This is a genomic window from Phenylobacterium sp. (assembly GCF_024508875.1).
Lineage (GTDB): Bacteria > Pseudomonadota > Alphaproteobacteria > Caulobacterales > Caulobacteraceae > Phenylobacterium.
This window is the reverse complement of the sequence record NZ_JANINU010000002.1, coordinates 1-24,701: the sequence shown is the minus strand read 5'-3', so window position 1 is coordinate 24,701 and position 24,701 is coordinate 1. Positions and strand designations below refer to the sequence as shown.

24 protein-coding genes are annotated in these 24,701 nt (G+C 69.7%); 10 read left to right on the top strand and 14 right to left on the bottom strand.

The window, feature by feature from the left end:
• Window positions 1-63 precede the first annotated feature (63 nt).
• From Q0L11_RS00470 to Q0L11_RS00450, 5 genes are all read left to right on the top strand, one after another.
• Window positions 64-2,073 (top strand): acetoacetate--CoA ligase, encoded by a 2,010-nt coding sequence (locus Q0L11_RS00470; RefSeq protein WP_296594873.1) that lies wholly within the window; start codon window positions 64-66, stop codon window positions 2,071-2,073.
• Entirely contained in the window at window positions 2,070-3,071 is a 1,002-nt protein-coding gene (locus Q0L11_RS00465) for an alpha/beta hydrolase-fold protein (RefSeq protein WP_296594872.1), read from the top strand. Before Q0L11_RS00470 ends, Q0L11_RS00465 begins: the two co-directional genes overlap by 4 nt.
• 58 nt (window positions 3,072-3,129) lie before the next feature.
• Window positions 3,130-4,698 carry a tannase/feruloyl esterase family alpha/beta hydrolase gene (locus Q0L11_RS00460; protein ID WP_296594871.1) on the top strand — a complete coding sequence of 523 codons (1,569 nt, stop codon included), beginning with the start codon at window positions 3,130-3,132 and terminating at the stop codon, window positions 4,696-4,698.
• A gap of 2 nt (window positions 4,699-4,700) precedes the next feature.
• Window positions 4,701-5,753, top strand: coding sequence for a hypothetical protein (locus tag Q0L11_RS00455; RefSeq protein WP_296594870.1), 1,053 nt, complete (start codon window positions 4,701-4,703; stop codon window positions 5,751-5,753).
• Window positions 5,754-6,061: 308 nt separating this feature from the next.
• On the top strand, window positions 6,062-6,508 hold the full coding sequence (locus Q0L11_RS00450; RefSeq protein WP_296594869.1) for a carboxymuconolactone decarboxylase family protein: 447 nt from the start codon (window positions 6,062-6,064) through the stop codon (window positions 6,506-6,508).
• A 112-nt stretch (window positions 6,509-6,620) separates the two neighbouring features.
• Here Q0L11_RS00450 and Q0L11_RS00445 read toward each other — a convergent pair whose 3' ends face one another.
• Window positions 6,621-7,415 carry a cytochrome c gene (locus Q0L11_RS00445; protein WP_296594868.1) on the bottom strand — a complete coding sequence of 265 codons (795 nt, stop codon included), beginning with the start codon at window positions 7,413-7,415 and terminating at the stop codon, window positions 6,621-6,623.
• Window positions 7,416-7,652: 237 nt separating this feature from the next.
• The gene (locus Q0L11_RS00440; protein ID WP_296594867.1) at window positions 7,653-8,669 is read right to left on the bottom strand and encodes a helix-turn-helix transcriptional regulator; all 1,017 of its coding nucleotides are present in this window, start codon (window positions 8,667-8,669) and stop codon (window positions 7,653-7,655) included.
• A gap of 196 nt (window positions 8,670-8,865) precedes the next feature.
• Between Q0L11_RS00440 and Q0L11_RS00435 the strand changes: the two genes are divergently transcribed.
• Window positions 8,866-9,441, top strand: a complete 576-nt coding sequence (locus tag Q0L11_RS00435; protein WP_296594866.1) for a PEPxxWA-CTERM sorting domain-containing protein — start codon at window positions 8,866-8,868, stop codon at window positions 9,439-9,441.
• 884 nt (window positions 9,442-10,325) lie between these two features.
• On the opposite strand, the gene Q0L11_RS00430 is transcribed toward Q0L11_RS00435, so the two are convergent.
• Window positions 10,326-10,730 carry a hypothetical protein gene (locus tag Q0L11_RS00430; RefSeq protein WP_296594865.1) on the bottom strand — a complete coding sequence of 135 codons (405 nt, stop codon included), beginning with the start codon at window positions 10,728-10,730 and terminating at the stop codon, window positions 10,326-10,328.
• A gap of 94 nt (window positions 10,731-10,824) precedes the next feature.
• On the opposite strand from Q0L11_RS00430, the gene Q0L11_RS00425 reads away from it, so the two are divergent.
• Together Q0L11_RS00425 and Q0L11_RS00420 are read left to right on the top strand one after the other, a co-directional pair.
• Complete coding sequence (locus Q0L11_RS00425) at window positions 10,825-11,241, top strand: hypothetical protein (protein ID WP_296594864.1); 417 nt, start codon at window positions 10,825-10,827, stop codon at window positions 11,239-11,241.
• A 14-nt stretch (window positions 11,242-11,255) separates the two neighbouring features.
• The gene (locus Q0L11_RS00420; protein ID WP_296594919.1) at window positions 11,256-11,453 is read left to right on the top strand and encodes a helix-turn-helix transcriptional regulator; all 198 of its coding nucleotides are present in this window, start codon (window positions 11,256-11,258) and stop codon (window positions 11,451-11,453) included.
• Between the two features lie 24 nt (window positions 11,454-11,477).
• Here Q0L11_RS00420 and Q0L11_RS00415 read toward each other — a convergent pair whose 3' ends face one another.
• Together Q0L11_RS00415 and Q0L11_RS00410 are read right to left on the bottom strand one after the other, a co-directional pair.
• Window positions 11,478-12,017, bottom strand: coding sequence for a helix-turn-helix transcriptional regulator (locus Q0L11_RS00415; RefSeq protein ID WP_296594863.1), 540 nt, complete (start codon window positions 12,015-12,017; stop codon window positions 11,478-11,480).
• Entirely contained in the window at window positions 12,014-12,724 is a 711-nt protein-coding gene (locus tag Q0L11_RS00410) for a cytochrome b/b6 domain-containing protein (protein WP_296594862.1), read from the bottom strand. Before Q0L11_RS00410 ends, Q0L11_RS00415 begins: the two co-directional genes overlap by 4 nt.
• 195 nt (window positions 12,725-12,919) lie before the next feature.
• On the opposite strand from Q0L11_RS00410, the gene Q0L11_RS00405 reads away from it, so the two are divergent.
• Complete coding sequence (locus tag Q0L11_RS00405) at window positions 12,920-15,475, top strand: cation-translocating P-type ATPase (protein WP_296594861.1); 2,556 nt, start codon at window positions 12,920-12,922, stop codon at window positions 15,473-15,475.
• On the opposite strand, the gene Q0L11_RS00400 is transcribed toward Q0L11_RS00405, so the two are convergent.
• Genes Q0L11_RS00400 through Q0L11_RS00390 form a run of 3 tightly spaced genes read right to left on the bottom strand, consistent with a single transcriptional unit; the run spans window position 15,451 to window position 17,798 of the window.
• Entirely contained in the window at window positions 15,451-15,864 is a 414-nt protein-coding gene (locus Q0L11_RS00400; protein WP_296594860.1) for a nuclear transport factor 2 family protein, read from the bottom strand. The two genes, Q0L11_RS00405 and Q0L11_RS00400, sit on opposite strands and share 25 nt — an antisense overlap.
• Window positions 15,861-16,691 (bottom strand): PhzF family phenazine biosynthesis protein, encoded by an 831-nt coding sequence (locus Q0L11_RS00395; RefSeq protein WP_296594859.1) that lies wholly within the window; start codon window positions 16,689-16,691, stop codon window positions 15,861-15,863. The genes Q0L11_RS00400 and Q0L11_RS00395 overlap by 4 nt, the downstream gene beginning before the upstream one ends.
• Before the next feature lie 36 nt (window positions 16,692-16,727).
• On the bottom strand, window positions 16,728-17,798 hold the full coding sequence (locus Q0L11_RS00390) for an alpha/beta hydrolase (protein ID WP_296594858.1): 1,071 nt from the start codon (window positions 17,796-17,798) through the stop codon (window positions 16,728-16,730).
• Between the two features lie 191 nt (window positions 17,799-17,989).
• On the opposite strand from Q0L11_RS00390, the gene Q0L11_RS00385 reads away from it, so the two are divergent.
• Window positions 17,990-18,964, top strand: coding sequence for a GlxA family transcriptional regulator (locus tag Q0L11_RS00385; protein ID WP_296594857.1), 975 nt, complete (start codon window positions 17,990-17,992; stop codon window positions 18,962-18,964).
• Window positions 18,965-18,976: 12 nt separating this feature from the next.
• On the opposite strand, the gene Q0L11_RS00380 is transcribed toward Q0L11_RS00385, so the two are convergent.
• The 6 genes from Q0L11_RS00380 to Q0L11_RS00355 form a co-directional block, all read right to left on the bottom strand.
• Window positions 18,977-19,708 carry a S8 family serine peptidase gene (locus Q0L11_RS00380; RefSeq protein WP_296594856.1) on the bottom strand — a complete coding sequence of 244 codons (732 nt, stop codon included), beginning with the start codon at window positions 19,706-19,708 and terminating at the stop codon, window positions 18,977-18,979.
• A complete protein-coding gene (locus Q0L11_RS00375) occupies window positions 19,701-21,383 on the bottom strand; it encodes an ABC transporter ATP-binding protein (protein ID WP_296594855.1) in 1,683 nt (560 codons plus the stop codon). The genes Q0L11_RS00380 and Q0L11_RS00375 overlap by 8 nt, the downstream gene beginning before the upstream one ends.
• Window positions 21,384-21,436: 53 nt before the next feature.
• Window positions 21,437-22,426, bottom strand: a complete 990-nt coding sequence (locus Q0L11_RS00370; RefSeq protein ID WP_296594854.1) for a hypothetical protein — start codon at window positions 22,424-22,426, stop codon at window positions 21,437-21,439.
• 50 nt (window positions 22,427-22,476) lie between these two features.
• The gene (locus Q0L11_RS00365; protein WP_296594853.1) at window positions 22,477-23,565 is read right to left on the bottom strand and encodes a hypothetical protein; all 1,089 of its coding nucleotides are present in this window, start codon (window positions 23,563-23,565) and stop codon (window positions 22,477-22,479) included.
• 44 nt (window positions 23,566-23,609) lie between these two features.
• Entirely contained in the window at window positions 23,610-23,951 is a 342-nt protein-coding gene (gene qhpC / locus Q0L11_RS00360) for a quinohemoprotein amine dehydrogenase subunit gamma (RefSeq protein ID WP_296594852.1), read from the bottom strand.
• Window positions 23,948-24,701, bottom strand: a 754-nt coding sequence (locus Q0L11_RS00355; RefSeq protein ID WP_296594851.1) for an SPASM domain-containing protein, incomplete at its 5' end; no start/stop codon positions are given. The genes qhpC and Q0L11_RS00355, both read right to left, overlap by 4 nt.

Here is a 24,701-nt window from a genome sequence, read left to right as displayed (position 1 = left end):
GGGCGGCGGCCCGCACCCACTGCTCCTGCCCGCCGCCGAGGCGCACTTCCACGGAATCTTGCCATGCCGGGCCACAAGGCCGACCCCATTCCCCAGCTCGCGCTCTATCGGGACTGGCTGGAGCGCGAATACCGTCTCGCGTTCCGGGACTACGAGTCGCTGTGGAGCTGGTCTACGACCGAGCCTGCCGCCTTCTGGGAGAGCATCTGGGCCTATGGCGGCATGCAGTCGCCGTCGCCCTACCGCGCGGTGGTGCGTGGCGAGATGCCCGATGCCGCCTGGTTCGAAGGCGCCCAGGTCAACTATGCCCGCCAGGTCTTCCGCCACGCGGAGCTGGCGCAGGCCGCGCGGCAGCCGGCGATCGTGGCGGAGGACGAGACGGGCCGTGTCGTCGAGGTGAGCTGGGCGGAGCTTCGCAGGCGCACCGCTTCGCTCGCCCTTGAGCTTCGCCGCATCGGCGTCGGACGAGGGGACCGGGTGGCGGCCTACCTGCCGAACGCGCCCGAGGCGGTGGTCGCCATGCTGGCCTGCGCCAGTCTGGGCGCGGTCTGGACCTTGTGCTCTCCGGACATGGGAACGCCCGCTGTCCTCGACCGCTTCCGCCAGGTATCGCCCAAGGCGCTGATCGCGATCGACGGCGTCTACTACGGGGGCCGGCCGCGCGACCGCGCCGCGACGGTGCAGGACATCCGCCGCGGCCTGCCGAGCCTGCAGGCGCTGTTCGTCATCCGCGCGGGACATGGCGACGCCGAGATCGACGGCGCCATAGATTTCGCGGTCGCCCAGGCGCGCGACGATGGCGAGGTCGCAAGCTTCGAGCCGGAGTGGCTACCGTTCGCTCATCCCTTATGGATCCTCTACTCCAGCGGCACGACGGGCCTGCCCAAGGCTCTCGTTCATGGGCATGGCGGCGTCCTGCTCGCCGCCTACGTCGGCAACATGCACCTCGACCTTGGGCCGAGCTACGCGCCCAATACGTTGGGAGAGCGGTTCCACTGGTATAGCGCCACCGGCTGGGTGATGTGGAACCAGCAGGTCGGCGGTCTCTTGAGCGGGACGACCATCTGTCTCTTCGATGGCTCGCCGGGCGGCGGCAGGGGCGCGGCGGACTGGAGCCCACTCTGGCGCTTCGCAGCTCGCCACGGCGTGACGTGGTTCGGGGCCGGAGCGGCCTTCTTCATCAATTGCCGCAAGGCTGATTTGGCCCTCGGCGACCTGGGCGATCTCAGCGCCGTGCGGGCCCTGGGCAGCACCGGGTCGCCGCTGCCGCCCGAGGTCGAGGCCTGGGGCGGGGCGGCGTTCGCCGCCCTCGGGCGCCCAGGCATCTGGTGGTGCAACATCTCGGGCGGGACCGACATCGCCGCGGCCTTCCTGTCGGGCAACCGCGAGCTGCCCGCGACGCCCGGACGGCTGCAATGCCGACATCTTGGCGCGGCCGTCGAAGCCTGGGACGAGGTCGGCCAGTCCGTCGTGGGACAGGTTGGCGAACTCGTCTGCACGCGACCCTTCCCCAGCATGCCGCTGTTCTTCTGGGGCGATGAGGACGGCAGCCGCTATCGGGCGTCGTACTTCGCCGCGTGGCCCGGTGTCTGGCGGCACGGGGATTGGCTGCAGATCGATGCGGATGGCGGGTGCCGCATCAGCGGCCGCAGCGACGCGACGATCAACCGGAACGGCCTGCGGATGGGGACGGCGGAACTCTATTCCGCGGTTGAGCGGCTTCCGGACGTCGCGGACAGCCTGGTGATCGACCTCGAGGATGGGGCGGGCGGCAGTGCGCTGTTGATGTTCGTGGTTCCGGTGGAGGGGCGCGCGTTGGATGCCGTGCTGGAAGCCGACATGGCCGCTGCGATCCGCGAGGCGCTGTCGCCCCGCTTCGTGCCCGACGCCTTCATCGCGGCGCCCGGCGTCCCGCGCACCCTGTCCGGTAAGAAGCAGGAGCTGCCGGTGAAGCGTCTCTTCCAGGGTTGGCCGGTGGCCAAGGTGATCAATCTGGATGGGATCGAAAACCCCGATGTGGTTGGCTGGTACCAAGCCCAGGCCGAGGCCTGGCGGACGAAGGCCCCCACATGATCAGGCGAAGAGATCTTGCGGCGCTGGCCGTCACCACCGCCGGCGCGCCGGCTGGCGCCGTGGCGGAGGAGGAGGGGAAGGGGCGGCTGAAGCTGGATCGGCTGCGATCCGTCCACATCTCCGGCGAGGTGCGGGTCGGCGTCTACCTGCCGAACGGCTATCGGGCGCGGCCAGACACGCCTTATCCGCTGATGCTTCTGCTGCACGGTGGCGACGGATCCGAGAAGGATATCGCGCGCTTTGCCAACGTCATCGATCGCGCCATGGCGGAGGGGCGGATCGCACCCACCGTGATCGCGACGCCAGCGGCCCGACGCTCGCTCTACATGGACTATCGCGACGGCTCCGAACGGTGGGAAAGCTTTATCGTCCGCGACCTGCTCCCCCACCTGCGCGCGACCCTTCCAGTCGCTCAGAGCCGCGAACGAACCTTCGTGGGCGGATGGTCCATGGGCGGGCTCGGCAGTCTCCGGCTGGCCTTCAAGCATCCAGAGATCTTTGGCGCCGTCGCGGCCGTGGAGCCGGCGGTCGAACCGGCCCTCGCCTGGAGCGAGGTCGGCCCCCGCGTCAAATTCTGGCGATCCGACGAGATATACGAAAGCCTGTTCGGCGCGCCGGTCGACGCCGCCTATTGGGCCGAGAACAACCCCGCGACGATCGCCCGGCGTGATCCCAGGCGCCTGATCGATCTGGGCGTCTACATCGAGGTCGGCGACCAGGACATGCTTTACCTGAACGAGGGGGTCGAGTTCCTCCACAGGGTGCTGTTCGACGCCGGGATCGCGCACGAATACCGCCTGGTCCGGGGCGCCGACCATGTGGGCCCGTCGCTTGGGCCGCGCCTTACCGACGCGCTGGGCTTCATTGGCCGCCAGATCGATCCGCCCGCCTGGATCGACCGGCAGGTGAGCGAAGCGCGCGCCGTCATGGACGAGCGCAAGCGCGCCGCCGGCCTGACGACGCAGACCCAAGACCACCGCCGCATCCGAGGCTCATGAGATGAACCCTATTCGGCCGACCCGACGCACTCTCGCCTCCGCAGCGGGCCTCCTGGCGATGACGCTCGCGGCGCCGGCCGCAGCCGCCACGTGCGAGGCGCTCAACGACGTCAGGCTTCCCAACACCGTGATCAAGAGCGCCGACGTGACGCCCGCGGGCGGGTTCGCCGGAATGGGTGCGGTCCGGACGCCGGACCTGCCGGCATTCTGCCGGGTGGTGGCCTCGGTGAGCACTGGCCCCGGCTCGGATGTCGGCGTGGAGATATGGCTGCCGCTCAGCAGCTGGCAGGGTGTCTTTCATGGCAATGGCAACGGTGGTTTCGGCGGCGTCCTGGCCGCTGGCTACGGCCCTATGACGGCGGGCCTGCGACGCGGCTACGCCACGGCCGTCACCGACACGGGAACGGCGCCGGCGACACCGCTGGAAGGCGACGCGCTGATCGGGCAGCCTCAGAAGTGGCGCGATTGGGGGCACCGCTCTACGCACGCGATGACGGTGACCGGCAAAGCCATCGCTGAGGCCTTCTATGGCGCGCCCGTGCGGCGCGCCTACTACACCGGCTGTTCGACAGGCGGACAGGAGGGGCTGATTGAGGCGCTCTACTATCCGCGGGACTACGACGGCATCCTCGTGGGTGCGCCGGTCATTAATCGGACCTGGGGCCATGCCGCCGTGTTGGCCAATGATCTCGCCGCCAATCTGCACCCAGGCCGTCGGCTTTCAGGGGTGAAGCTGCGGCTGCTCAGCAATGCGGCCCTCAAGGAGTGCGGCGGCGCCGGAAGCGGCCTCGTGAGCGACAGCTTCATCGGCGATCCGAAGGCCTGCAAGTTCGACCCCGCGGTTCTGCAGTGCCACGATAGCGATCTCGCCAACTGCCTTACGCCTGGCGAGGTGATGACGGCGCGGGCCTTCTATGCCGGCCCGACCGATCGGAAGGGGCGGCCGATGTTTTACGGCTGGCTGCCGGGCAGCGAGGCGACGGGTCTGTTCGACTGGAATTTCCTTCAGTCGCGTCCCAACGGACAGCCGCCCTTCGTCAGCCTCTTCAAGTGGGTGTTCGGTCGTGATTGGGACTGGTCGAAATTCCAGGTCGAAAGCGATATGGCCAAGGTCGACGCGGAGCTCGGGCCCATCGTCAACGACGCCACGCGCGGATCCCTGCGCGACTTCCGCGCCCGGGGCGGCAAGCTGATCATCTATCACGGCTGGGCCGACGCCCTGGTGCCGCCTGACCAGTCGGTGGCCTTCTATGACCGGGTGGCGCGGGAGGCGGGCGGCGTCGACGAGGCGCAGACCTTCGCGCGGCTGTTCATGGCGCCAGGGTTCTCGCACTGCGGCGGCGGCGAGGGGCCCGGGGTATTCAACGCGGCGAATGGTGGAGCGGTCCCACCGCCCTCGGCCAGCGCGCGGCACGACCTCTTCGCAGCGCTGACCGACTGGGTGGAAAAAGGTGCGGCGCCCAGCCAGGTGATCGCGACGCGCTATGTCGAGAACGCACCGGCCAAGGGCGTGGCCATGCAGCGGCCGCTGTGCGCCTATCCCGCCAGGGCATGGCGACGTGGCGACGGCGATGCGACGGACGCTGCAAGCTTCGTGTGCTCAATCAAGCGCCCATCGGGGAAATAGGCATGCTTTCGCGACGGGGCGCCGTCACCGGGCTAGGCCTCGCGGCGCTGGGCGGCCCGGCCTTCGCAGCGGGCGGCTATGGCGTGCGCCGACTGGTGGATCGGCCGATCATCGCGCCGGGCATGGATGGGCGGATGGGCTCGAACATCGAGGGCCCCTCGCTGATCGCCGCGCCGTCGTGGCTGCCGAACCGGCTCGGCCGCTACTACCTCTACTTCGCCGATCACAAGGGCGATTACATCCGGCTGGCCTATGCCGATGACCTGGAAGGGCCGTGGAAGGTCTATGCGCCCGGTACGCTTCACTTCGCCAAAGCCAAGCTGCCCGCGCACCTCGTCGGGACCCCCGAGGCCATCATGCGCCTCAAGGACTTGGCGCAGCGACGCGATCCCGTGGAGTTCGCCCATATCCCGACGCCGCTGGAGGACGCCAGCCTGCCCCATGTCGCTTCGCCCGACGTGCATGTGGACGAGGCCCACCGCCGGATCGTCATGTACTACCACGGGCTTGCCGAGTTCGGCGTCCAGCGTACACGCGTGGCGGTCTCCAGAGACGGCTTGAACTTCGAGGCGCTGGGCGGCCCGACGCTGGGGCCTGCCTACATGCGGGTGTTCGATCACCGAGGCTGGAAATACGCCATGGCGATGCCGGGACAATTCCTGCGCTCCAAGGACGGTCTCACGCCGTTCGAGGTCGGCACGACGTTGTTCAGGCCTGACCAACGGCACAGCGCCCTGTTGGTGCGCGGCGATACCCTTTACGTCTTCTGGACCCGTGTCGGCGACGCGCCCGAGCGAATCTACGCCTCGACGGTCGCGCTCACGCCCGACTGGAAGGCCTGGACGGCGAGCGAACCGGTCGAAGTCCTGCGGGCCAAGCGACCGTGGGAGGGCGGGGACTTGCCCGCCAGGCCGTCCCATCGCAGCGCCATCAACGCCGAGGTCAATCAGTTGCGCGATCCGGCGATCTTCGTTGAGTGCGGCCGAACGTTCCTCTTGTATGCCGTGAAGGGCGAGCGCGGTATCGGCATCGCCGAACTCTCGCTGCCATCGTAGGGGTGAGCCTCTGCAGTCCGGGAACCACAAAGGTCGGCTCCTAGCGTGATCCCGAAGGTCCGGTATTGGCGCCGAACAGTCCTCTGCCCCCGAGACGGTATCTGAGCCAGAGAGCGGACATCGCGAACCGCATGTGAGGGGGCGATGGCGGTCCTCACGGGCACGGCGGTTAAAGGTCCGCTGCCCGCACTGGTTCCCATGTCGCCTTTCTGGCGCAGCGCCGCCCTCTGCCGAGCGCCCGCAGCGCTTGATGTCACAGCAAGGATCTGCCGCGCGTCTTGGGATCAAAGCCTATGCCAGGAGATCCCATGCCGCGCTTGAACTGGTCCCATGTCGCCCCAGAGGGCGCCAAGGCGCTCTATGGCGTCCACCACTACGTGGTGAACCGCACGAGCCTCCCAGCGGAGCTGATTCACCTCGTGTTCCTTCGCGTGTCGCAGATCAACGGCTGCGCCCACTGCATCGATCTGCACAGCCGCGATCTGCGTAAGACCATGTCGGTCGACAAGATCGCGCTTGTGCCCGTCTGGGACGAAGTCGGGCAGCTCTTTTCCGAGATTGAGCGGGCTGCGCTCGCCTGGGCGGAGGAAGTGACCTGCGTGAGCGAAACTCATGCCTCGGACGAGGCCTACGCCGCGGCGTCAGCAGCGTTCCAACCGAAGGAACTTGTCGACCTCACAATCGCAATCGCCGCGATGAACGCCTTCAACCGATTGGGCGCGCCATTCCGAGTACCGGTCGCTGCTAGCGTCTGAGTCGTCTTGCGATCGGGCGTGGTCGGTGAGGCAGAGAGCCGCCGAAGGTCCGGTTATCGGTCCGATCCTGATGGCCGCTTGTGGCGCGTACTTCCGTCACCACGATATGCGCTCAGCCAGAGCGCGTCAGAGCCCAACGGGTCAGGTAGTCATATATCGCGTCAATATCCTCAACGGGCAGATGGCTGAAGCGCTTCCGTGCGGCCTCCGCCATGTCTTTGATATCGTGGCCCTCCAGCCCCTGGCCCCTGGATATCAAGGAGCGGAAGTCTTCCTTGGAATACGCCGTGACGGCGGCGAGATCGGGTGGATCGCCAGGCTGCGGAGGCGTGAAGCCGCGCAGGCTCGGGGCATGACACCCGGCGCAATAAGCCCGCGCCAGGTAACGGCCGCGCTCGTTCGGGGGCGTCGTGGGCTGCGGCGGATGCGCAAGGTCTGCAGCTAGCGTCGCAGACTCAGGCTTCACCTCGCCCGTGCGGACGAGCTCTTCAAAGGTCGGCGTTGTCTTGATGCGAGGATGTTGTGGGCCGGTTGGCGCAAGCGTGCGCAGAAACGCCAGCAGGTCTCGCAAATCGGCGTCCGACAGCACGGCATAGGGTGCGGCGTCCATATACCAGAGCCGAGAACCGTCAGGGCGTACGCCGGTTGTCAGGACCGTCCGGAACGCCGCGTCCGAGTAGAGGGGCAATGCGCGCGTCAGGTTGCTGGAATACAGAACCGCGACCTGATCGCTACGCGACACTTTGTGACCGGTGAAGTCAGCGCCGTGACAATCAGCGCATCCCAAGGCGCGGGCCAGGTCGCCACCTCGGGCGATCTGTTCGTTCTTATCGACGCTGCAGGCGGACAGACCAAGCCCCGCGATGGCGAGCGCTGAAGCCAGAAGACGTCTGATCGATGTACGCATATGCCCCCGACAACCGGAGCGTCGCGGGGTTCGCAGCGAATCGCAAGAGATGGGTAATGAGCCTGAACGTCCGCTCTGGGGTTCCGTCCCAAGTTCCGCAACTGGCGCACGCGCGACATATTAAATTCTTTGGCCGCCGGTCTGGCGTCGGCGTCTCTCGGACCGAACGCCGCAAACCTGTCCTCGCGAACTTGGCTTACGCCTACGAGCCTGCCGGCGTACTGAGTTTGCTTCGCCTCACCAAAGCGTGTCGCGCGGAGGCGTTGCCGTTTCAGACTCTGCGAGGGCTTGGCTCTCAGGAAAGTGCCGCGATAGCTCGACCTTGTTGTGGATGCCGAGCTTATCGTAAACGGTCGCCAGCTGGTTGCGGATGGTATGCTGGCTCACGCCAAGGCGTTCCGCGATCGCCGCCTGCGTGGCGCCGCTCGCGTAGAGCTGCGCCGCCCGGAGCTCTGCTGTTGTCAGCTGCGCCGTCGCCTCGGAGCCTATAAGGGTCAGCACGCACGACTGCGTGCTGCGAAGGACGCGCACATTCAGACTCCTGATGTAGGCGCTGTCGTCGGCTCGGGCCAACAAATCGCACAGCACGTCCGGCAGCCTTGGCCCGCGCCAGCCCGGAAACGCGGAGGCGATAACGGTGGCGAAGCCGTCGTCGGCCGCCTCTACGACGCCGTGATAGTCGGCGATCGCGCGGCCGCAGGCCGTGCGCTGCGTCTCCCCGGGCGGAAGGGGTATCTGCAGCATCTCCGACATCTGACGGTGCCGCCACGCGGCGATCATGTGCGGCAGAAGACGTTGGAACGCGTCGCGCTCGGTGTCCTTGAACGGTCGCGCCCGATCGTGGCCGTAGACGATGAGGTAATGCGACAGGCGCGTGATCGCATTGAACTGCGAGATGCCCATCACCTGCTCCATCCGGCCGCGGCGGCCGATGTCGCGGTAGACCTCGGACGCATAATAGTCGGCCATGTCACGCGTATCCTCGATCCGGTACGCGGTGCCCGGACGCGCGAGCGCCGCAACGCGCACCGTGTCGACGGCGGTGAAATGGCGGAGGTAGGCCGCGACGTCGACGGGGGCGCGGCGATGATACCAAAGGCTGTTTGTCTGGCTCGTCTCGTGAACGCCGGTGATCCAGATCGCGGAATCGAAGCCGATGGCAGGGCGCACCGTGTCGAACAGGTAGTCCTGGAACTGCGCCAGCGGATGATCGAAGACGCCGGCGTAGATCGCCGCGATGGCCTTATCGATCATCAAAGCGCCCCCTTACGCACGCGTACCGGCCCAACATCCGATCCAGGCTATGCCTCGAAAATGGGACGGTCCGCATAGTAAGTTCTTATCATGCCGACCTCGCGTCGCGCCGGCATTCTTCCTGTGACGTTCGCACTCACGATTTCACCCTGTCCGCCCTTTGGCCGGACAGGCCGTGTGGTTAGGAGGGATTCCAATGAAGATCAAATCCGCGGCGATCGGGGCGGTCGCGCTACTTACCCCGGGCCTGGCGCAGGCGACGCCCCTCACCTGGACGCTGAATAACGCCGTCTTCAGCGACGGCGGCGTGGCCACCGGCAGCTTCGTCTGGGACGCCGACACCCAGACGATCGGCGACTACGAGTTCAGCGTTTCGGGGGGCGACACCGACACGTTCCCCGCCGTCTCTTACGAGAGCGCGAGCGCTCCGGTCAATCCGTCGTACCAGGAGTTTTCCGACGGCCCGAACACGGTTCGCCTCTACCTGTTCATTCGCGACGCCAGCGCGACGCCGCGCGACTTCTACCTGTCCGTCGCCAACGAATTGACCGACGCGGGCGGCACGGTCGGACTGGACTTCGTCTCGGCGTTCGCGGCTGGCGAATGCTACAGTTGCGCGCCTTACCGCCCCTTCAAGAGCGGCACGGTGACGGCGCAGGGTATCACCGGTGGAGTGCCTGAGCCGGCCACCTGGGCGCTGATGGTGATGGGCTTCGGTTCCTTGGGGGGCGCATTGCGTCGGCGTCGCTCGAAGGACGCGATTGTCGCCTGAACACCGGTCACAGGCGGCGCCGCTCTCGGTCATAGCCGCTCGCATTTTTGACTGGGCCGCCTAGTTTCAAATCCAACTTACCTTTGCGGCAGCCTCCGCCCGGTAGACGACCCCGTACAAGCGGGCGCCCGCCCCAAGTGGATCGTCCTGAGGCTCCTTCTCCTTACGGGGAACTGGGTGGTCTATCGACACGGCGACGTCGCCACGACGATGTGGGCGGCGCTCTAGGCCACCGGCCCGGCCTATCTGACCGTGGCGGCGCGCGTGGCCACACTCGCGATGCCGCCCAAGCGCACTAAGACTCAGACAGGCAGCCCGGAGGTCCGCTATGAGTGGAGTTCCGCCATCGCCGCACGGCCAACAACCGGACTTCTTTCAGCGCGGCGCCGGGAATGTCCGCTCCACGGCCCGATCTCAAAGTCCGCTTGTGGCGCAAAGGAGCCCTGCTCAAGCTGGCTCCGGCGACGGAGACTCGGCCGGCGGCGCTCTAGAACAAGTTCCGAACTACGAAGTAAATCGCCTAGGCGCTGGGTCGGGGAACAGCAGCGAGCGGGTTTGGAGAGACAAACTCATCGTCGGGCGCAGGCATCGTTAGAATAGTGGTAGCGCGAATGGCTTGCCGCGCGCTGAGCTTCGGGCTCAATCAAGGTGCCTGGGAACGCATATTTGCGACCTATGGGAAAAATTCCCTTTCGATAAACATGATATATGTCATATAATTAGGTCGAATTTTCCATCCAGCACAACATCATGCGAGCGATCCGTTGGGGCGATCTTCCGAGACAGCCACAACATCATGGCGAAGATGGTGCTGGGGCTGTAGCCGCGGCTTTGAGAAACGACTGAACCCGGAGGCCCGGCGGTTCCCACCGCCGGGCTTTTGCCTATTTCGGCCCGACGAGGGCGTCGGCGAAGGCGTCGAAGCTGTCGAGCACCTTCGGATCGTCCTTCGCGATCTGGACGACCTGGCCGGGGATGAGCTTCAGGTGCTCCACCATCGCCGGGCCGCCGCCCTTGATCCGGGACTCACCGAACGCGCGGAAGATCTCGTACGCGCTGGCCTCGTAGGCCTTGAGGTCCAGGGGCGGGGCGCCCGGCCGGAGGGTGGCGACCGAGAGCTCGTAGAACCGATGCATGTGCGGATTGTCCACGAACTTCCGCGGGTCCTCGCCCTGGAGGTTGGCGCTCTGGCCGGCGGGCTGCGGCGAGCCGTGCTGGGCCTGGGCTGCCGTCGATGCGGCGGCGAGGGCGAGCAGGGCGGCGGCGAAGAGCTGGGCTGAGATTCGCATGATCGGCTCCGGGAACCTTGGCAGGACCGCCAAGTCTGGCATGATGTGAAAAATACCAGACATGATGTCAAAGATTCTTTCCATCGGAGCTGCGATGTCCTTCCGGGAAAAGTCCGCCTGGATCACCCTCGTCACCGTGGCGATCTGCTTCGGCGTCTATTTCGGCTCCATCGCCGTCGGCCGCGTGAGCCCGCGCGGCTTCGCCACCTTCCACTTCCTGCTGCTGTGCGTGGCGGCGCTGGTGGTGTTGCAGATCGGGGCGCATGCGGTAGCCGCGGCGATGGCGCCGAAGGACGCGCGGGCGCCGCGCGACGAGCGCGAGCGCCTCATCGCCTGGCGGGCGCAGAGCATCGGCTACCATGTGCTGATGGTGGGCGTGCTGGGCCTGGGCGCGCCGGGCCACTTCGGCCATCCGGTTCCCGACCTGCTCAACTTCGCGCTGCTGGACCTCGTGGTGGCGGCCATGGTGGTCGCCGTCGCGCAGATCGTGATGTACCGGCGCGGCGCCTGAGCATGGCCGTCCCGATCGCCAACCACATCCGCCGCCTGCGCTTCGCACACGGCGAAATGACCCAGAGCGAGCTGGCCGACCGCATCGGCATGACCCGGCAGACGATCGCCGCCATCGAGGCGGGGAAGTACTCTCCTTCGCTGGAAGCGGCGTTCCGCATCGCCCGGGTGTTCGGCGTCGGCGTGGAGGAGGTCTTCCAGTGGACCGAGTGAGCCGGCCTTCGTCCTTAAGGGACTCTAGCGGCCGGAGCCTGCCGTAGGCTCCTGCTCGGCGGGCGCCGTGCCCGGAACGGCGATCAGATCCTCGAGGAACAGGCTGGCGAGGGCCGAGCGCGAGCGCACGCCAGCCTTCTGGTAGACCCGCGCGAGCTGTGCGCGGACGGTGCCGGGCGCGGCGTTGCGCAGCCGGGCGATTTCGGCCACATCGCACCCCTTGAGCGCGAAGACCGCCACGTCGGCCTCGGCCGGGGTCAACCCCCATTCGCCCACGCGGACGCGGATGACCTCGGTCAGCGCCCCGGCCGCCACCGCGAGCGCGGCGCTCTTCCGGCGGCTGGCCGCCAGCAGGCGGCGGAGCTGCAGTACGCCGATCGCCACGCCGGCCAGGAGCGCCAGGGCCGCCACCGCCTCGATGAGCACATGGGGGCCCAGGCCTTCGAGGGCGACGTCGGCGGCGGCGTCGGCGACGAAGAACACCACCGCCACGGCCTGAAGCGCCACCACCGCGGCCACGATGGAGGCGCCAGGCTCGAGCTCGGACGACGGGCGGCGCGTCATGCCCCGTCGGACGGGCGCCGGCCGCCGGTGACCATCGCGGTCACCACCTGCCGGCCGCTGCGGCGCGTCTCGAAGGCGACGCCGAGGAGGTGCAGGGCCGCCAGCACGAACAGCAGGTTCGCCGCGACTTCGTGGATCTCGCCCATCGGTCCCTCTTCCCGCTCTTCGCCTTCGTCGGCGTCTGCGCGTTCGCCGCCTTCCGAACGTTCGCCCGCCTCGTGCTCGCGCGCTTCACCGGCCTCCTCCTCCTCCTGCAGCCTGGCCGGCGGACTGGCAAGGCCGTCGCTGCGGGAAGGGGTGGTCGCCTCGGCGGGCGAAGCGGGAGCGCCGGGCCAGCCTTTGGGCAGGCCGGTCATGCCGATGCCGGTGGCGATCACGACGGCCATCGTTCCCCACAACGCATAGACCATCAGCGCGCCCAGAGGATTGTGCGAGCGATGCGTGGTCGGCCGGCCCGCCGCGATGTCGCGCACGTGGCCGGCGGCCCGCCCGAGGCTGGGCGGGAACGATGCGAAGCGCGCCTCGCGCGGGCCGACAAAGCCCCACAGCCATCTCAGCAGCAGCAGGGCCGCGACGGCGTAGCCGACCGCCTGGTGGGCGGAGGAGCCTTCCTCGGTGACGAGGCCGTTGGCGACGATGCCGGCGGCGACGCCCCAGTGGGTGAGGCGCACGAGGGGATCCCAGCGGCCGGTCCGGCGTGTCGTCATGGTTCGTCTCCGTGAAATCGAGAGACCGAACCTCGGGGCGGGCCCGTCGGACCGCCATCGGCCGCGCGCTTATTCGGGCCCTGATAAGCGTGCGCTTACCGCCACGCGGGCGAGCCCCTTGCCCCGCCGCCCGGCTTTGCCCAGCGTCAAGGCGCGCGGACCGCCAGGATGGGAGGGGACGGCGACGGAGGGCCCATGACGATCGCCGGCATCGACGACCCCAGCGACCTGGCCGGCCTGTCGGAAGCCGAGGCGGCGCGGCGCCGTGCGCAGTTCGGCGCCAACGAGCTTCCGGCCCCGCGCCGCCGGCGCCTGGCGGCGATCGTCCTGGAAACGATGCGCGAGCCGTTGTTCCTGCTGATGTTCGGCGCGGCAGTCCTCTATCTCGCCCTGGGCGACCTGGGGGAGGGGGCGTTCCTGGTCGCGGCGGCCGCGGCGTCGGTGGCGCTGGTGATTGGGCAGGAGGCGCGCACGGAGCGGGCCCTGGCCGCGCTGCGCGAACTGGCCCAGCCGCAGGTGAGGGTGATCCGCGACGGCGAGGTGGCCGTGCGGCCGTCGCGCGACCTTGTGCCCGAAGACATCGTCCTGGTCGGCGAAGGCGACCGCGTCCCGGCGGACGGGCTGCTCGTAGCCGGCGACATCCTGAGCCTCGACGAGTCGGCGCTGACGGGCGAGTCGGCCCCGGTCGTGAAGCGACTGGCGGAGGCCGGGCAGGCGTTCGAGCCCGACGTCGAGCCGTTGTGGGACTCCACGCCGCACGTTTTCTGCGGCACGCTGGTGGTCCGCGGGCAGGGGGTGATGAAGGTCGCGCACACCGGCGGGCGCACGGCGCTCGGCCGGATCGGCGCGTCGCTGTCCGCCATCGCCCAGGAGCCGACGCCGCTGCAGAAGTCGGCCGAGCGGCTGGTGGCGCTGCTGGGCGGGGTGGCGCTGGCCTTCTGCCTGGTGATCGCGCTGGCCTACGGCGCCCTGCGGGGCGACTGGGTGGAGGGCGTCCTCTACGGCGTCACCGCCGCGATCGCCCTGGTGCCCGAAGAGTTCCCGATGGTGCTGGCCGTGTTCATGGCGCTGGGCGCCTGGCGGCTGGCGCGCGAACGGGTGCTGGTGCGGCGGAGCGCGGTGATCGAGGCGCTGGGCAGCGCCACGGTCCTGTGCGCCGACAAGACGGGCACCCTGACGCAGAACCGCATGGAGGTCGTGCGCCTGTGGCGGGAGGGGGCCGAGATCAGCCTCGACGACGCCGCCCAGGCCGGCGCTCCGGGCGCGCGCGATCTGCTGTGGCTCGGCGCGCTCGCCTCGGCCGTGCGGCCGGTGGATCCGATGGACAGCGCGATCCGCGCCCGCGCCGCCGCGCCGCCCGAAGGCGCGCCCACCGATCGGGACCCCGAACGCACCTGGCCGCTGCAGCCGGGGCTGCTGGCCATGACGCAGCTCTGGCGCCTGCCCGACGGCGGACGGCTCGCGGCGGCCAAGGGCGCGCCCGAGGCGATCATCGGCCTCTGCCGGATGGCGCCGCACGAGGCGGACGAGGTGATGGCGGCCGTGGGACGCCTCGCGGTCGCCGGCCTTCGCGTGCTCGCGGTGGCCTCCCACCGGACGACGCTCGACTTCCCAGATCGCCCGGAGGAGGTCGCGTTCGCGTTCGCCGGGCTGATCGGATTCCTGGACCCGCTGCGTGCCGACGTGCCGGCGGCGGTGGCCGAGGCCCGGGGCGCGGGCCTGCGGGTGGTGATGATCACCGGCGACCATCCGGCGACGGCGCTGGCCATCGCCCGGGCTGCGGGTCTCGACACCGGCGGGGGTGGGCTGGACGGCGCCGAGCTTTCGACCCTGCCGTTCCCGACGCTGCGGGAGAAGCTGCGCGAGGTGAACGTTTTCGCGCGGGTCGCGCCCGAGCAGAAGCTGCTGATCGTCGAGGCGCTGAAGGCTGACGGCGAGGTCGTGGCGATGACCGGCGACGGCGTCAACGACGCGCCGGCCCTGGAAGCGGCGCACATCGGCATCGCCATGGGCGGACGCGGCGTCGACGTGGCGCGGGAAGCGGCGGACCTCGTGCTGCTCGACGACGCCTTTCCGTCGATCGTCGCGGGGGTCCGGGCGGGGCGGCGAATCTTCGCCAACCTGCGGCGCGCCCTGATCTATGTCGCCGCCATCCACGTCCCCATCGCCGGGCTTGCGCTGGCCCCGATCCTGATCGGCGTCCCGCCGATCCTCTACCCCATGCACGTCGTGCTGCTGGAACTGGCCATCGACCCGATGTGCGCGCTCGCGTTCGAAGGTGAGCCGGGGGAAGCGGACGCTATGCGCCGCCCCCCGCGTCCGGCGGACGAGAGCCTGTTCGGCCTGCGCCAACTGGGCCTCGCCCTGGCGCAGGGCGCGAGCGTCCTCGGCTGCGCGCTGGGCCTCTATCTCTGGGCGCTGTCGGCCGGCCCCGAGGCGCAGGCGCGCGGCGCGGCGTTCATCGCGCTGGTGGTGGGCAACCTGGCCCTCGCCTTCACGGACTCGGCCGCGCGCGGCGGATCGCTCTTCGCCTGGCATCGGCTGGCCTATGGCCTGGTCGCCGCGCTGGCCCTCCTGGCGCTGACGGCAGGCCTGCTGCTGCCCGGGCTGCAGGCGATGTTCCGCATGGCGCTTCCGGATGCCGGCTTGCTCGGCGCGGCCGTCGGCGGAGCCATCGTCAGCGGGGCGTGGACACGCCTGCTGCGCGGGCGAGCGCCCAGCCGCCGTCAGGGCGGCGATAGCGCCCTGTAGAGCTCCAGGGCGCTGCGTTCGACCCAGCATTCCGAGAGCCGTCCGTCGCGCACGCTCCAGATGGCGATGCCGGTGAAGGCGATGGGCCGGCCGTCGGCGGGGAGGCCGAAGACGCCGGCGTTCGCGCCGCGCGTGATCCAGCGGGAGACGACGCGATCGCCGGCGGGGTTGGTGAAGACCTCCAGATGTTCGTTGGCGGCGCCGGCGATCGTAGCCTGCATGCCGGCGACCCAGTCCTTGAACGCGGCGCGGCCTTCGATGACCGTTCCGGCCGTGGTGATGCGGTAGTCCTCGGTCATCAGCTCGTCGATCGCATCGAGGTCGTGGGGCGGGGTCCAGACGCGGTGGAAGAACGCGCGGGCCAGGGTCTCGGCGAGAGGCTCCGTCATCGGGCGGCCTCCGGCGGGCGCACCCGCAGGACCGCCTCCGACACCGTGACGGCGCGGCCGCTCAGCACCACGCGTCCGCCCTCCAGGCGACCCGTGAGGTCGGCGCCGCGGCCCGGGTAGGCCTGTCGGAAGCGTATGGGGCTGCTGCCGAGCCGGGCCGCAAGGATGGGGGTGAGGATGGCGTGGAAGGAGCCGGTGGCCGGGTCTTCGCGGAAGCCGTAGCCGGGGGCGAAGAAGCGGTCGATGGCATCGAACCCGGCCGTGGCGGGGGCCAGGGCCGCCACGCCGACGTTGCCTTGCCCGCCGAGGTCCGCGGAGATGCGCCGCAGGTCCGAGAGACGGGGTTGAAGCCCGCCGATAACGCGCGGGTCGTTGTAGATGGCCACCAGGTATGGCGCCTGCCAGACCTCGTCCGGCTCGGCGCCGAGGGCCTCGCCGAGCCCTGCCGGCGTGGCGATCCGTTCGAACGGCGGGATCGGGAAGGACAGCTCGTAGCCGCCGTCGCCGGCGCGGGCCGTCACTTCGCCCGACGCGGTGTCGAACGCCAGGAGCCCGGCCGCGGAGCCCATCTCGGCAAGCAGCGCGTGGGCGCTGGCGAGGGTGGCGTGGCCGCACAGCGGGACCTCGGTCGAGGGCGTGAACCAGCGGATGCCGAAGCGGTCCGGCCGGTCCGTCCGGGCCAGGAACGCCGTCGCGCCCGCGTTGTTCTCAGCGGCCAGCCGCTGCATCCAGTCGTCGCTGGGCCAGGCGCCCATCGGCTCCAGCACACAGGCGGAGTTGCCCAGGAAGGGCTGGTCGGTGAAGGCGTCGATCGTCCACTGGCGCATCTGGAATTCCTTGGAGCGCTGGAGTTGTCGGTGGGGTCAGGAGCGGGGCAGGGCCGCCAGGACCTCGGAGATCGCGGCAGTGACCGACTCGGGCGCGTCGAGCTGGATGTAATGGCCGGTCCCGGGGACGACGCGATGACGCCCTGTCCGCGACAGGCGCGCGGTTTCCTGGTGGAGGGCTATGCCGGCGGCCTGGCTCGCCACGTCGAGCTGGTCTTGCCGGTCGAAGTCGCCGTGCGTCAGGACGACCAGTGGCTTGCGGCCGAAGGCGCCGCGCCGGAACAGACCCTCGTAGACCGGGTCGGCGCGCTCGTCCGCATAGACGCTGTTGGAGATCTCGGAGGCCTGCGCAGCCTGGTAGGCGGCGGTCGCCTGGATCCGGGCGCGGGCTGCCGCGACGTCCGGGCCGAGCTGCGGGCGCACGGGATCGGTGCAGCGGCGATAGGTTGGCGAGCCGGGATCGAGGGGCTTGTCCCGAGCGGCCTCGGCGCACCGGTCGTAGCGATCGGTCAGCCAGGCGAACATGGTCAGGTCGAGGAGCTCGGACCGCGCCGCGAGCGAAGGGCCGAACCGCCCGCGCAGGAGCATGCGGACCCGCTGGGCGGTCCGGTCCTCGGCGGGATCGATCAGCACCAGTCCCGCAACGTCTTCGGGATAGAGCGCGGCATAGAGCTTCGCGTCGAAGCCGCCCAGCGAGTGGCCCACCAGCACGAGCGGCGTCTTCAGCTTGGCGGCGGCGATGAGGGCGTGCAGGTCCTGGACGATGGCCAGGGGCGTGCGGGGCAGCGGGGCGGGGTCGCTGTAGCCCAGGCCGGCGCGGTCGTAGGCGCAGGCGCGCGCCTGCTGCGCCACCACGGGCTGTACGAGGGCCCAGACGTCGGACCAGTCGCTTCCGCCGGCCTCGAACAGGACGGTGCGCGGGCCGTCTCCCATGCAGAACAGGTTGAGCCGCCGCCCGCCCACGTCGACCGGCTCATGCGGCTGCGCGGACGCCCGGGCGAAATCGGCTGAGGGGGCGGTCTCCGCCGCTTCGGCGGACCATACGGGCCCGAGGAAGGCGACGGCCACGGCGACGAGGCATCGGTGGATCATTCGGGGGCGGATCATTCGGCGGCGGAGCTCCGGCTGGAGCGCGTGAGGCTGTCTCGCCGAGGCGGGACCGACCAGCGGCAAGCCGGCCAAAATCAGGGCCACATCGGCCATCGGTGTGGCGAAATCAGCTCGAATGACGGCGAGTTCGCCACTTTAAGCCGTCGCCGCGGACCCGTATGACCGGGTGACCCAAAGCGGAGCGGACCTTGCCAGCCACCACCGTCATCGCCCTCGAAGGCGCGCTCGCCTCCAGCGTGACCATCACCCTGGACGTGCTGGCGATGGCCAACCGCATCTGCCACGAGCGGGGTCGACAGGGCGTGTTCGACGTTCGCCTCGCGGGCTCGGGCGCGCAGGCCTTCCGTCCGTTCCTGGCGTTTCCCGAGGCGGCGCACGATGCGCCCGACCTGTTGGTGATCCCGGCCCAGGGCTTCTCGAAATCGCCGTCCTACGCCGACCGGCTGGCCGGGCCCGACGTCGCGGAGGCGCGGCGGATGGTCTTGGACGCCGCGACGTCGGGCGCGGACGTCACCAGTTCCTGCACCGGCGGCCTCCTGCTCGCCAGCACCGGCCTTCTCGATGGGCGGCGGGCGACCACGGCGTGGTGGCTGGCGCCGGTCTTCCGCGAGATGTTCCCCGAGGTCCGGCTCGACACCCGCGAATTGGTGCTGACGGACGGCCCGTTCACGACCGCGGGCGCGGCCATGGCCCAGATGGATCTCACGGTTGGCCTCGTCGCCCGGTACGCGGGGGGTGACATCGCCGACGCCTGCGCCCGGCGGATGGTGCTGGACGAGCGCCGCTCCCAGACGCCCTACCTGGCGCTCGGGCTGCTGGCGGCGGCGGACGAGTCCGTATCACGGGCCGCCGCCTACGCCCGAAGTCGGCTGATGGACCCGGTCGGCGTCAACGACCTGGCCGGCGCCGCCGGGCTGGCGCCTCGCACGTTCTCCCGGCGGGTCGTGCGGGCGACGGGCCTTTCCCCCGTGCAGTTCCTCCAGCGGCTACGGATGGAGCGGGCGGTGGAACTGATCGAGACGACGACGTTGCCGTTCGAGGCGGTGGCCTATCAGGTGGGCTATGCCGATCCCTCAGCGTTGCGCGGTATCCTGCGCCGCAGCCTCGGCGTGGGTCCCCGCGAGATCCGGGCCCGGGCGAGGCCGCAGGCGCCCGGCGCCTGAAGGGGCCGCCCGTCATGCGCGCGGGGCGGCGTACATCAGCGCTCGCACCTGCTCGACGCGTCGGGGTGCTGCGGCGCCGGCGGGGAGGCTCTCGCAGGCCCGGGCGGCAAAGCCGCTGACCTGGGCGACGGCGAAGCTGACCCCGTAGAGGTTCCGCCGCGGCGGGACGCCGGGGATCGGCCGCGGATAGCCGGAGGCCAGGATGAGCGACGCATCGCCCACCTCCTTCACGGCGTAGCCCGAGCGCGGGCAGTCCCAGTCGACGTCGACGCCGATGACCTGCCGGAGGGAGCCGGGATAGCAGGCCTGGCCGTTCGCCTCCCGGGCCGCGACGACGACGACGCCGGCGGCGACCGCCTCCTCCACCACGGCGGCGAAGGCGTCGCGATGCGCCGCGTTGATCGAGCCGAGGCTGAGGTTGATGACGTCCGCTCGGCGCGCGATGGACCACCGCATGGCGGCGATGAGCGCGGCGGCGCTCGTCTTCAGCGCGTCGCGGAACACCCGTACCGGAAGGCAGAGCGCGTTCGGCGCTTTCTCCTGGAGAGCGGCCGTCACCGCCGTGCCGTGGCCGAGCCGGTCCAGCCAGACGTCGTCGCCCTCGACCACGGCGCCGTCGGGGAGGACCATGATTCCCGGGGCGAGCCGGGCGGCGTCGATGTGGTCATGTCCCGGGTGCACGCCGCTGTCGATCACCGCGACGACGACGCCCCGCCCGGAGAGGCCGGACAGGGGCTCATCCACAGGCGGCTTCCCGCACGCGCCGCGTCGTCGCCCGGCCGCCGTCCAGGGTTACGACGAGGTCGGCCATCTGCGCGAGGGCCGGCTTGTGCGTGATCACCACGATCGTGGCGTCGGGCAGGGCTTCGCGCAGCCCCCGGGCGACCAGCTTCTCCGTCTCGCCGTCCAGCGCCGAGGTGGGCTCGTCGAGGATGATGACGCTGGGCTTGCGCAGTAGGGCGCGTGCGAGGGCGACGCGCTGGCGTTCGCCGGCGGAGAGCGCCAGCCCCCGCTCGCCGGTCCGTGTCGCGAGGCCGTCCGGCAGGCGGGCCAGCAGGTCGCCGAGGCCGGCCATGCGCGCGGCCGCCTCGACCTGCTCCGGGCTCGCCTCCGGCAGGGCGAAGGCGATGTTGGCGGCGATGGTGTCGTTGAAGAGATAGGGCGACTGGTCCACCAGGATCAGCTCGCGCCGCAGGTCCGCCAGGCGCAGGTCGCGGACGTCGGCGCCGTCGATCACGATGCGGCCGGTCTGGGGGTCGAGATAGCGGACCATGAGGTCGGCCAGGGTCGACTTGCCCACGCCGCTGGGGCCGAGGATCGCGCAGAAGGCGCCGTGCGGGATCTCCAGGTCGACATCGACCAGCACCGGGTGGCGGTCGTAGCGCATGGAGACGCCCTCGAAGCGTATCCCCTGGCGCACCCGCTCGAAGCCCGAGGCGTCCGGCCGTTCGGTGACGTCGGCCGGTGTGTCGAACAGCTCGAAGATCCGGGCGAGCGAGACCCGCGTCGAGGCGAGGCCCGAGGTCAGGCCCATGAGCGTCTGGATGGGGGCGAACAGCCGGCCCTGGTAGGTCATGAAGGCGACCAGCGTGCCGATGGTCATCCGCCCGTCGATGATCATATAGCCGCCATAGAGAATGACGGCCGAGGTCGAGGCCGTCAGCAGGGCGCCGGGCAGCGCCCCGGCCATGAACGACGTCACCTGCATGCGCAGCATGGCCCGGACGAAGGCGTTGTTGCTGCGCTCGAAGCGACGAACCTCGTGTTCGCCGGCGCCCAGGGACGCGACCACGCGCATGCCCATCACCGTATCGACCAGCAGGCTGCCCAGGTCCGCGCCGCGCTCGCGCATCTCCCGCGTGATGAGCGTGAGCTTGTGCTGATAGTGCAGGAAGACCAGCACGCAGGCCGGGATGAGCACGACGCCGACGAGGAACAGCTTCCAGTCCAGCCAGAGCATCAGGCCGACGCTGCCGGCCAGCATCAGGACGTTGCTGAGCACCGAGAGCAGAGTGTCGGCGGTGACGCGCTGAACGTCGCTCACGTCGCTGTTCATCCGCGACATCAGATCGCCCAGCCGGAAGCCGCCGTAGAAGCGGGGCGACAGCGTCTGCAGGTGGCGCAGCAGGGCGACGCGGATGTCGAACAGCATGGCCGCGGACGAGGAGACGTAGCGGTAGCTGGCGAAGATGTTGAGCGCGTAGCCGGCGATGCCGAACGCCACCATCAGCAGGGCGATCTGGACCAGGGCGGTCATGTCGCGCGGGACCAGCGCCTTATCGATCAACAGCTTGGACAGATAGGGCTGCGCCAGGCTGAGCGATGTGCCGAGCAGGCTGACCACCAGCACGAGCAGCAGCGGCCGCAGGTAGGGGCGCAGGAACGGAAGGAGCCGGCCGTACGTCCGCCAGCTCGCCACCGGCGGCGGCGGGACGGACGGCGCGGCGGCCGGCGTGGGGGCGACAGGGTCGGTCAGGCGGCCGCTCCGCGGGCGACGAGGCGGAAGTCGTGCAGCTCGTAGCGCGGCTCGGGCATCCTCGCCAGCCGCGCCGTGCACCAGTCGAACCCTTCGGCCAGGCCCGCGAGCTGTGCGCGCCACCATTCGCCCTGCCCGCCGCTGGCGTAGAACTGGGCGCACAGGCGCAGATGGCGCCGCATCGCGGCGATCAGCATCGACTCGAAGTGCAGGCGCAGCGCCTCCGGGTCGCCGCCCTCGCGCATCGCGCCGATGACCGCGCAGGCCAGGATGGCCTCGCGCACGGCCTGGGCCGTGCCGTCGCCGCAGATCGGGTCAAAGGCGATGGCCGCCGAGCCGCAGGCCAGCCAGTCCGGCCCCTGGAGGCGGGTGAGCATGCGAGGGCTGGTCTCGAAGGCCGCGGAGGGCTCGCCGGCCAGCTCGACGCGGGGGGCGACGTGGCGGCTCTCCGCGAGCAGGACCGCGGCCGGCGCGCCGACGCAGAGCAGCCAGGCCGCGCCCGAGCCGGAGGGGATGAGGAACAGCCACCCGGCCTCGACGGCTTCGATCCAGCAGGCGGATCCTTCGGTCTCGTCGAGAAGGCGGACCTGGGCGGCGACCGTGCGCCGGGAGCCGAAAGTCCGCAGCTCGCCGGCGGGGAAGGGCTGGGCGGTTTGCAGGGTCAGCCAAGGGCGGCCGCCACGGCCCGGCGCGCCGCCCAGCGCCGCATCGAGATCGCCCTCCGATACGACGACGGCGCCGTGCGGCAGCGTGACCGGCTCGCGGGTTCCCCAGGCCACGACGCGGTGGGTGATGCGGGGCCTGTCCGCGAACAGCTCGGGTCGTTCGAACACGTTGCGCAACAGGTTCAGCGCGGTGTCGCTCAGGAGGATCGCCGGGACCGGCGCCCGCGCGCCCACGGTCTGGCTCGTCGCGATGCCGGCGCGGGTCAGCAGGTGCGCGCAGCAGTTCGCCGCGATCCCGCCGCCGCGGATCGCGACGGCCAAGTCTTGTCCGCTAGAGGCGCGCACGTCCGCCCGCCCCGACGCGACGACGCTCACCGGATGACGACCATTCCCGACATCGTGGTGTCATGGGTCAGCTCCCAATCCGCCTCCGGCTTCAGCGTCTTGGCGTCGTAGACCGCGACGTCGAAGCCCGCGCCGTAGATGTAGAGCTTCCGGCCATCGCCCGAAATGTTGAAGTAGAAGCGCCGGCGGCAGGGGAATTCCGACTTGTCGAGCGCCTTGTTGTTCTTGAGGTCGAAGCGCCAGAATTCGCAGCGCTGGTTGCCCAGGTCGCCGTTGATCGCGACGGTGTAACCCTCCTTGCCGTCGGGCGAGACCTCCAGGCCCGACAGCGCCTTGGGCGAGGGGCCGATGGGCGTGAAGCTGAACTGGCGGGTGTCGAGATCGAGCCGCGCGATCCCGAACGTCTTGCTGTGGATGTACGGGTCCTCGGTCTCGAACAGCGAGACGAACTGGCCCGGCGTCTGCAGACGCTCAAGGCCGCCGCCGAAGCTGATGTCCTGCATGCCCGGGAAGTCAGGCTTGCCCAGATCGATGTGGTCGACGGTCTTCAGGTCGGCCGTGTTCACGACGATGATCTTGTCGCGGAACACGTACAGCGTCTTGCCGTCGGGCGAGAGCATCAGGTTGCCGCGGTAGCTGAACTTCTGGTCGTCGGCGTCGAGGTCGGCGGTCCGCACGACCTGCTTCGTCTGCAGGTCGACGACCATGAACTGCGGCTTGCCGACCCGATAGGAGTCGATGGTCTTCTCGATCCGCGTGCCCAGGATGTAGAAGTAGCGGCCCGTGCGGTCGGGGACGCCGCCGTTGAAGCGGTAGCGGACGGTCGGCGTGTTCAGGCTGAAGCTGCTGACGACCTTGCGGGTCGCCACGTCCACGACCTCGATCCCGCTGGTGGTGATGGTGGTCACGTAGAGCAGCTTGCGGTCGTCGGAGAGCCGCATGCTCATCGGCAGGCCGGTCTTGAGGTCGATCTCCTGGGTGACCGCGCCCTTGGCCTCGTCGATGACCATGAGCTGGCTGGGATAGCCCCCCAGGAACATGGTTCCCGCCTGCGCCGGGCTCAGTGCGGCGGCGGCCGAACACATGGCGATGAAACCTAGCCACAGCGTCTTCATGCGACGGGCTCTTCCTCGAATTTGGGACGGGAGGTGCGGAGGGGTCAGGGGAAGACCAGATCCAACTTGCGCCAGTCCTTCGTGGCGATGGCGCAGTTGCTGGCCCAGTCGGGCGAATAGTTGACGTGGTCGGCCACCTGCACCGGCCAGAAGCAGGTGACGTAGCAGTCGTAGATGTCGCGCTCGACCGGCTGGCAGAGGCCTGCCGTGCCGCCGCCCGCATCGACTTCCCAACCGGGCGAGAACGAGAGCGTGCAGCCCATGGGCACGTGCGGCTTGGGCTTGGCGTCCGGCTGCTGCTGGAGGGCCACGACGTCTTCCTCGGTCAGCGACGCGGCCTGGTCGATCCGCTCCGCCTTTTTGTTGATCGGCCGAAGATGCTTCATGACAGGGCCTTCCGTTCAGCGAAGCGTTCGAGGAACTGCGGGTTCTGCGCGCTCACCGCGCCGTAGATGCGCAGGCAGGTGTCCGTCCATTGGCGGATCCAGTCGCAGTAGTGGAGATTGGCGTGGCCGGTGTCGCCGTAGCGGACGAAGGCCTCGTGGTGGCAGCCTCCCGCGCAAAGCGGCCGGGCCCAGCAGGTCTGGCACTCGTACTTCGCGCTGACGTGGCCGCGCGCCAGGAAGTCCTCGCGCTTGCCCGAGTCGACGCCGGTGGAGACGTGTCCGAGGGTGTGGGTGTCGGCGTCGGTGAACCGGTGGCAGGGCGAGAGGTCGCCCGACGGGCTCACGCCCAGCAGGCCGAGACCGGCGCCGCACGGGTGGGACTTGTTCACCCCCTGGATCAGCTCGCCGATCGTCTCGCTGACGTTCGAGAAGCCGTGCCGCTGGCCCCGCAGCGCATATTCCAGCCACTCGTCGGCGAGCTGGTGGAATTCGGCGAGCACGCCGTCCATCGCCGCGTCATCGATCGCATAGGCCTGGTCGCCGTTGCTGGTGACCGGCGCGAAGCCCACCTCGTCGAAGCCGAGGTCGTCCTTCAGGTGGCGGTAGATGCGCACCACGTCGGTGACGCCGTCGGTGAGCGTGACCCGGGCGGTGATCGCGCGGGTGTTGTGCCGGGAGATCAGCTTGCGCAGCTTCGGCTCGATGATGCGGTAGGTGCCGCGGCCGCGCTTGTCGACGCGGCGCAGGTCC

Coding starts and splice junctions, on each gene's coding strand:
- Q0L11_RS00470 (WP_296594873.1), top strand. CDS start 64: ATGCCGGGCCACAAGGCCGACCCCATTCCCCAGCTCGCGCTCTATCGG.
- Q0L11_RS00415 (WP_296594863.1), bottom strand. CDS start 12,017: ATGACGCGCCGCCCGTCGTCCGAGCTCGAGCCTGGCGCCTCCATCGTG.
- Q0L11_RS00450 (WP_296594869.1), top strand. CDS start 6,062: ATGCCGCGCTTGAACTGGTCCCATGTCGCCCCAGAGGGCGCCAAGGCG.
- Q0L11_RS00445 (WP_296594868.1), bottom strand. CDS start 7,415: ATGCGTACATCGATCAGACGTCTTCTGGCTTCAGCGCTCGCCATCGCG.
- Q0L11_RS00425 (WP_296594864.1), top strand. CDS start 10,825: ATGTCCTTCCGGGAAAAGTCCGCCTGGATCACCCTCGTCACCGTGGCG.
- Q0L11_RS00435 (WP_296594866.1), top strand. CDS start 8,866: ATGAAGATCAAATCCGCGGCGATCGGGGCGGTCGCGCTACTTACCCCG.
- Q0L11_RS00460 (WP_296594871.1), top strand. CDS start 3,130: ATGACGCTCGCGGCGCCGGCCGCAGCCGCCACGTGCGAGGCGCTCAAC.
- Q0L11_RS00430 (WP_296594865.1), bottom strand. CDS start 10,730: ATGCGAATCTCAGCCCAGCTCTTCGCCGCCGCCCTGCTCGCCCTCGCC.
- Q0L11_RS00405 (WP_296594861.1), top strand. CDS start 12,920: ATGACGATCGCCGGCATCGACGACCCCAGCGACCTGGCCGGCCTGTCG.
- Q0L11_RS00440 (WP_296594867.1), bottom strand. CDS start 8,669: ATGATCGATAAGGCCATCGCGGCGATCTACGCCGGCGTCTTCGATCAT.
- Q0L11_RS00465 (WP_296594872.1), top strand. CDS start 2,070: ATGATCAGGCGAAGAGATCTTGCGGCGCTGGCCGTCACCACCGCCGGC.
- Q0L11_RS00400 (WP_296594860.1), bottom strand. CDS start 15,864: ATGACGGAGCCTCTCGCCGAGACCCTGGCCCGCGCGTTCTTCCACCGC.
- Q0L11_RS00455 (WP_296594870.1), top strand. CDS start 4,701: ATGCTTTCGCGACGGGGCGCCGTCACCGGGCTAGGCCTCGCGGCGCTG.
- Q0L11_RS00410 (WP_296594862.1), bottom strand. CDS start 12,724: ATGACGACACGCCGGACCGGCCGCTGGGATCCCCTCGTGCGCCTCACC.
- qhpC (WP_296594852.1), bottom strand. CDS start 23,951: ATGAAGCATCTTCGGCCGATCAACAAAAAGGCGGAGCGGATCGACCAG.
- Q0L11_RS00390 (WP_296594858.1), bottom strand. CDS start 17,798: ATGATCCGCCCCCGAATGATCCACCGATGCCTCGTCGCCGTGGCCGTC.
- Q0L11_RS00365 (WP_296594853.1), bottom strand. CDS start 23,565: ATGAAGACGCTGTGGCTAGGTTTCATCGCCATGTGTTCGGCCGCCGCC.
- Q0L11_RS00395 (WP_296594859.1), bottom strand. CDS start 16,691: ATGCGCCAGTGGACGATCGACGCCTTCACCGACCAGCCCTTCCTGGGC.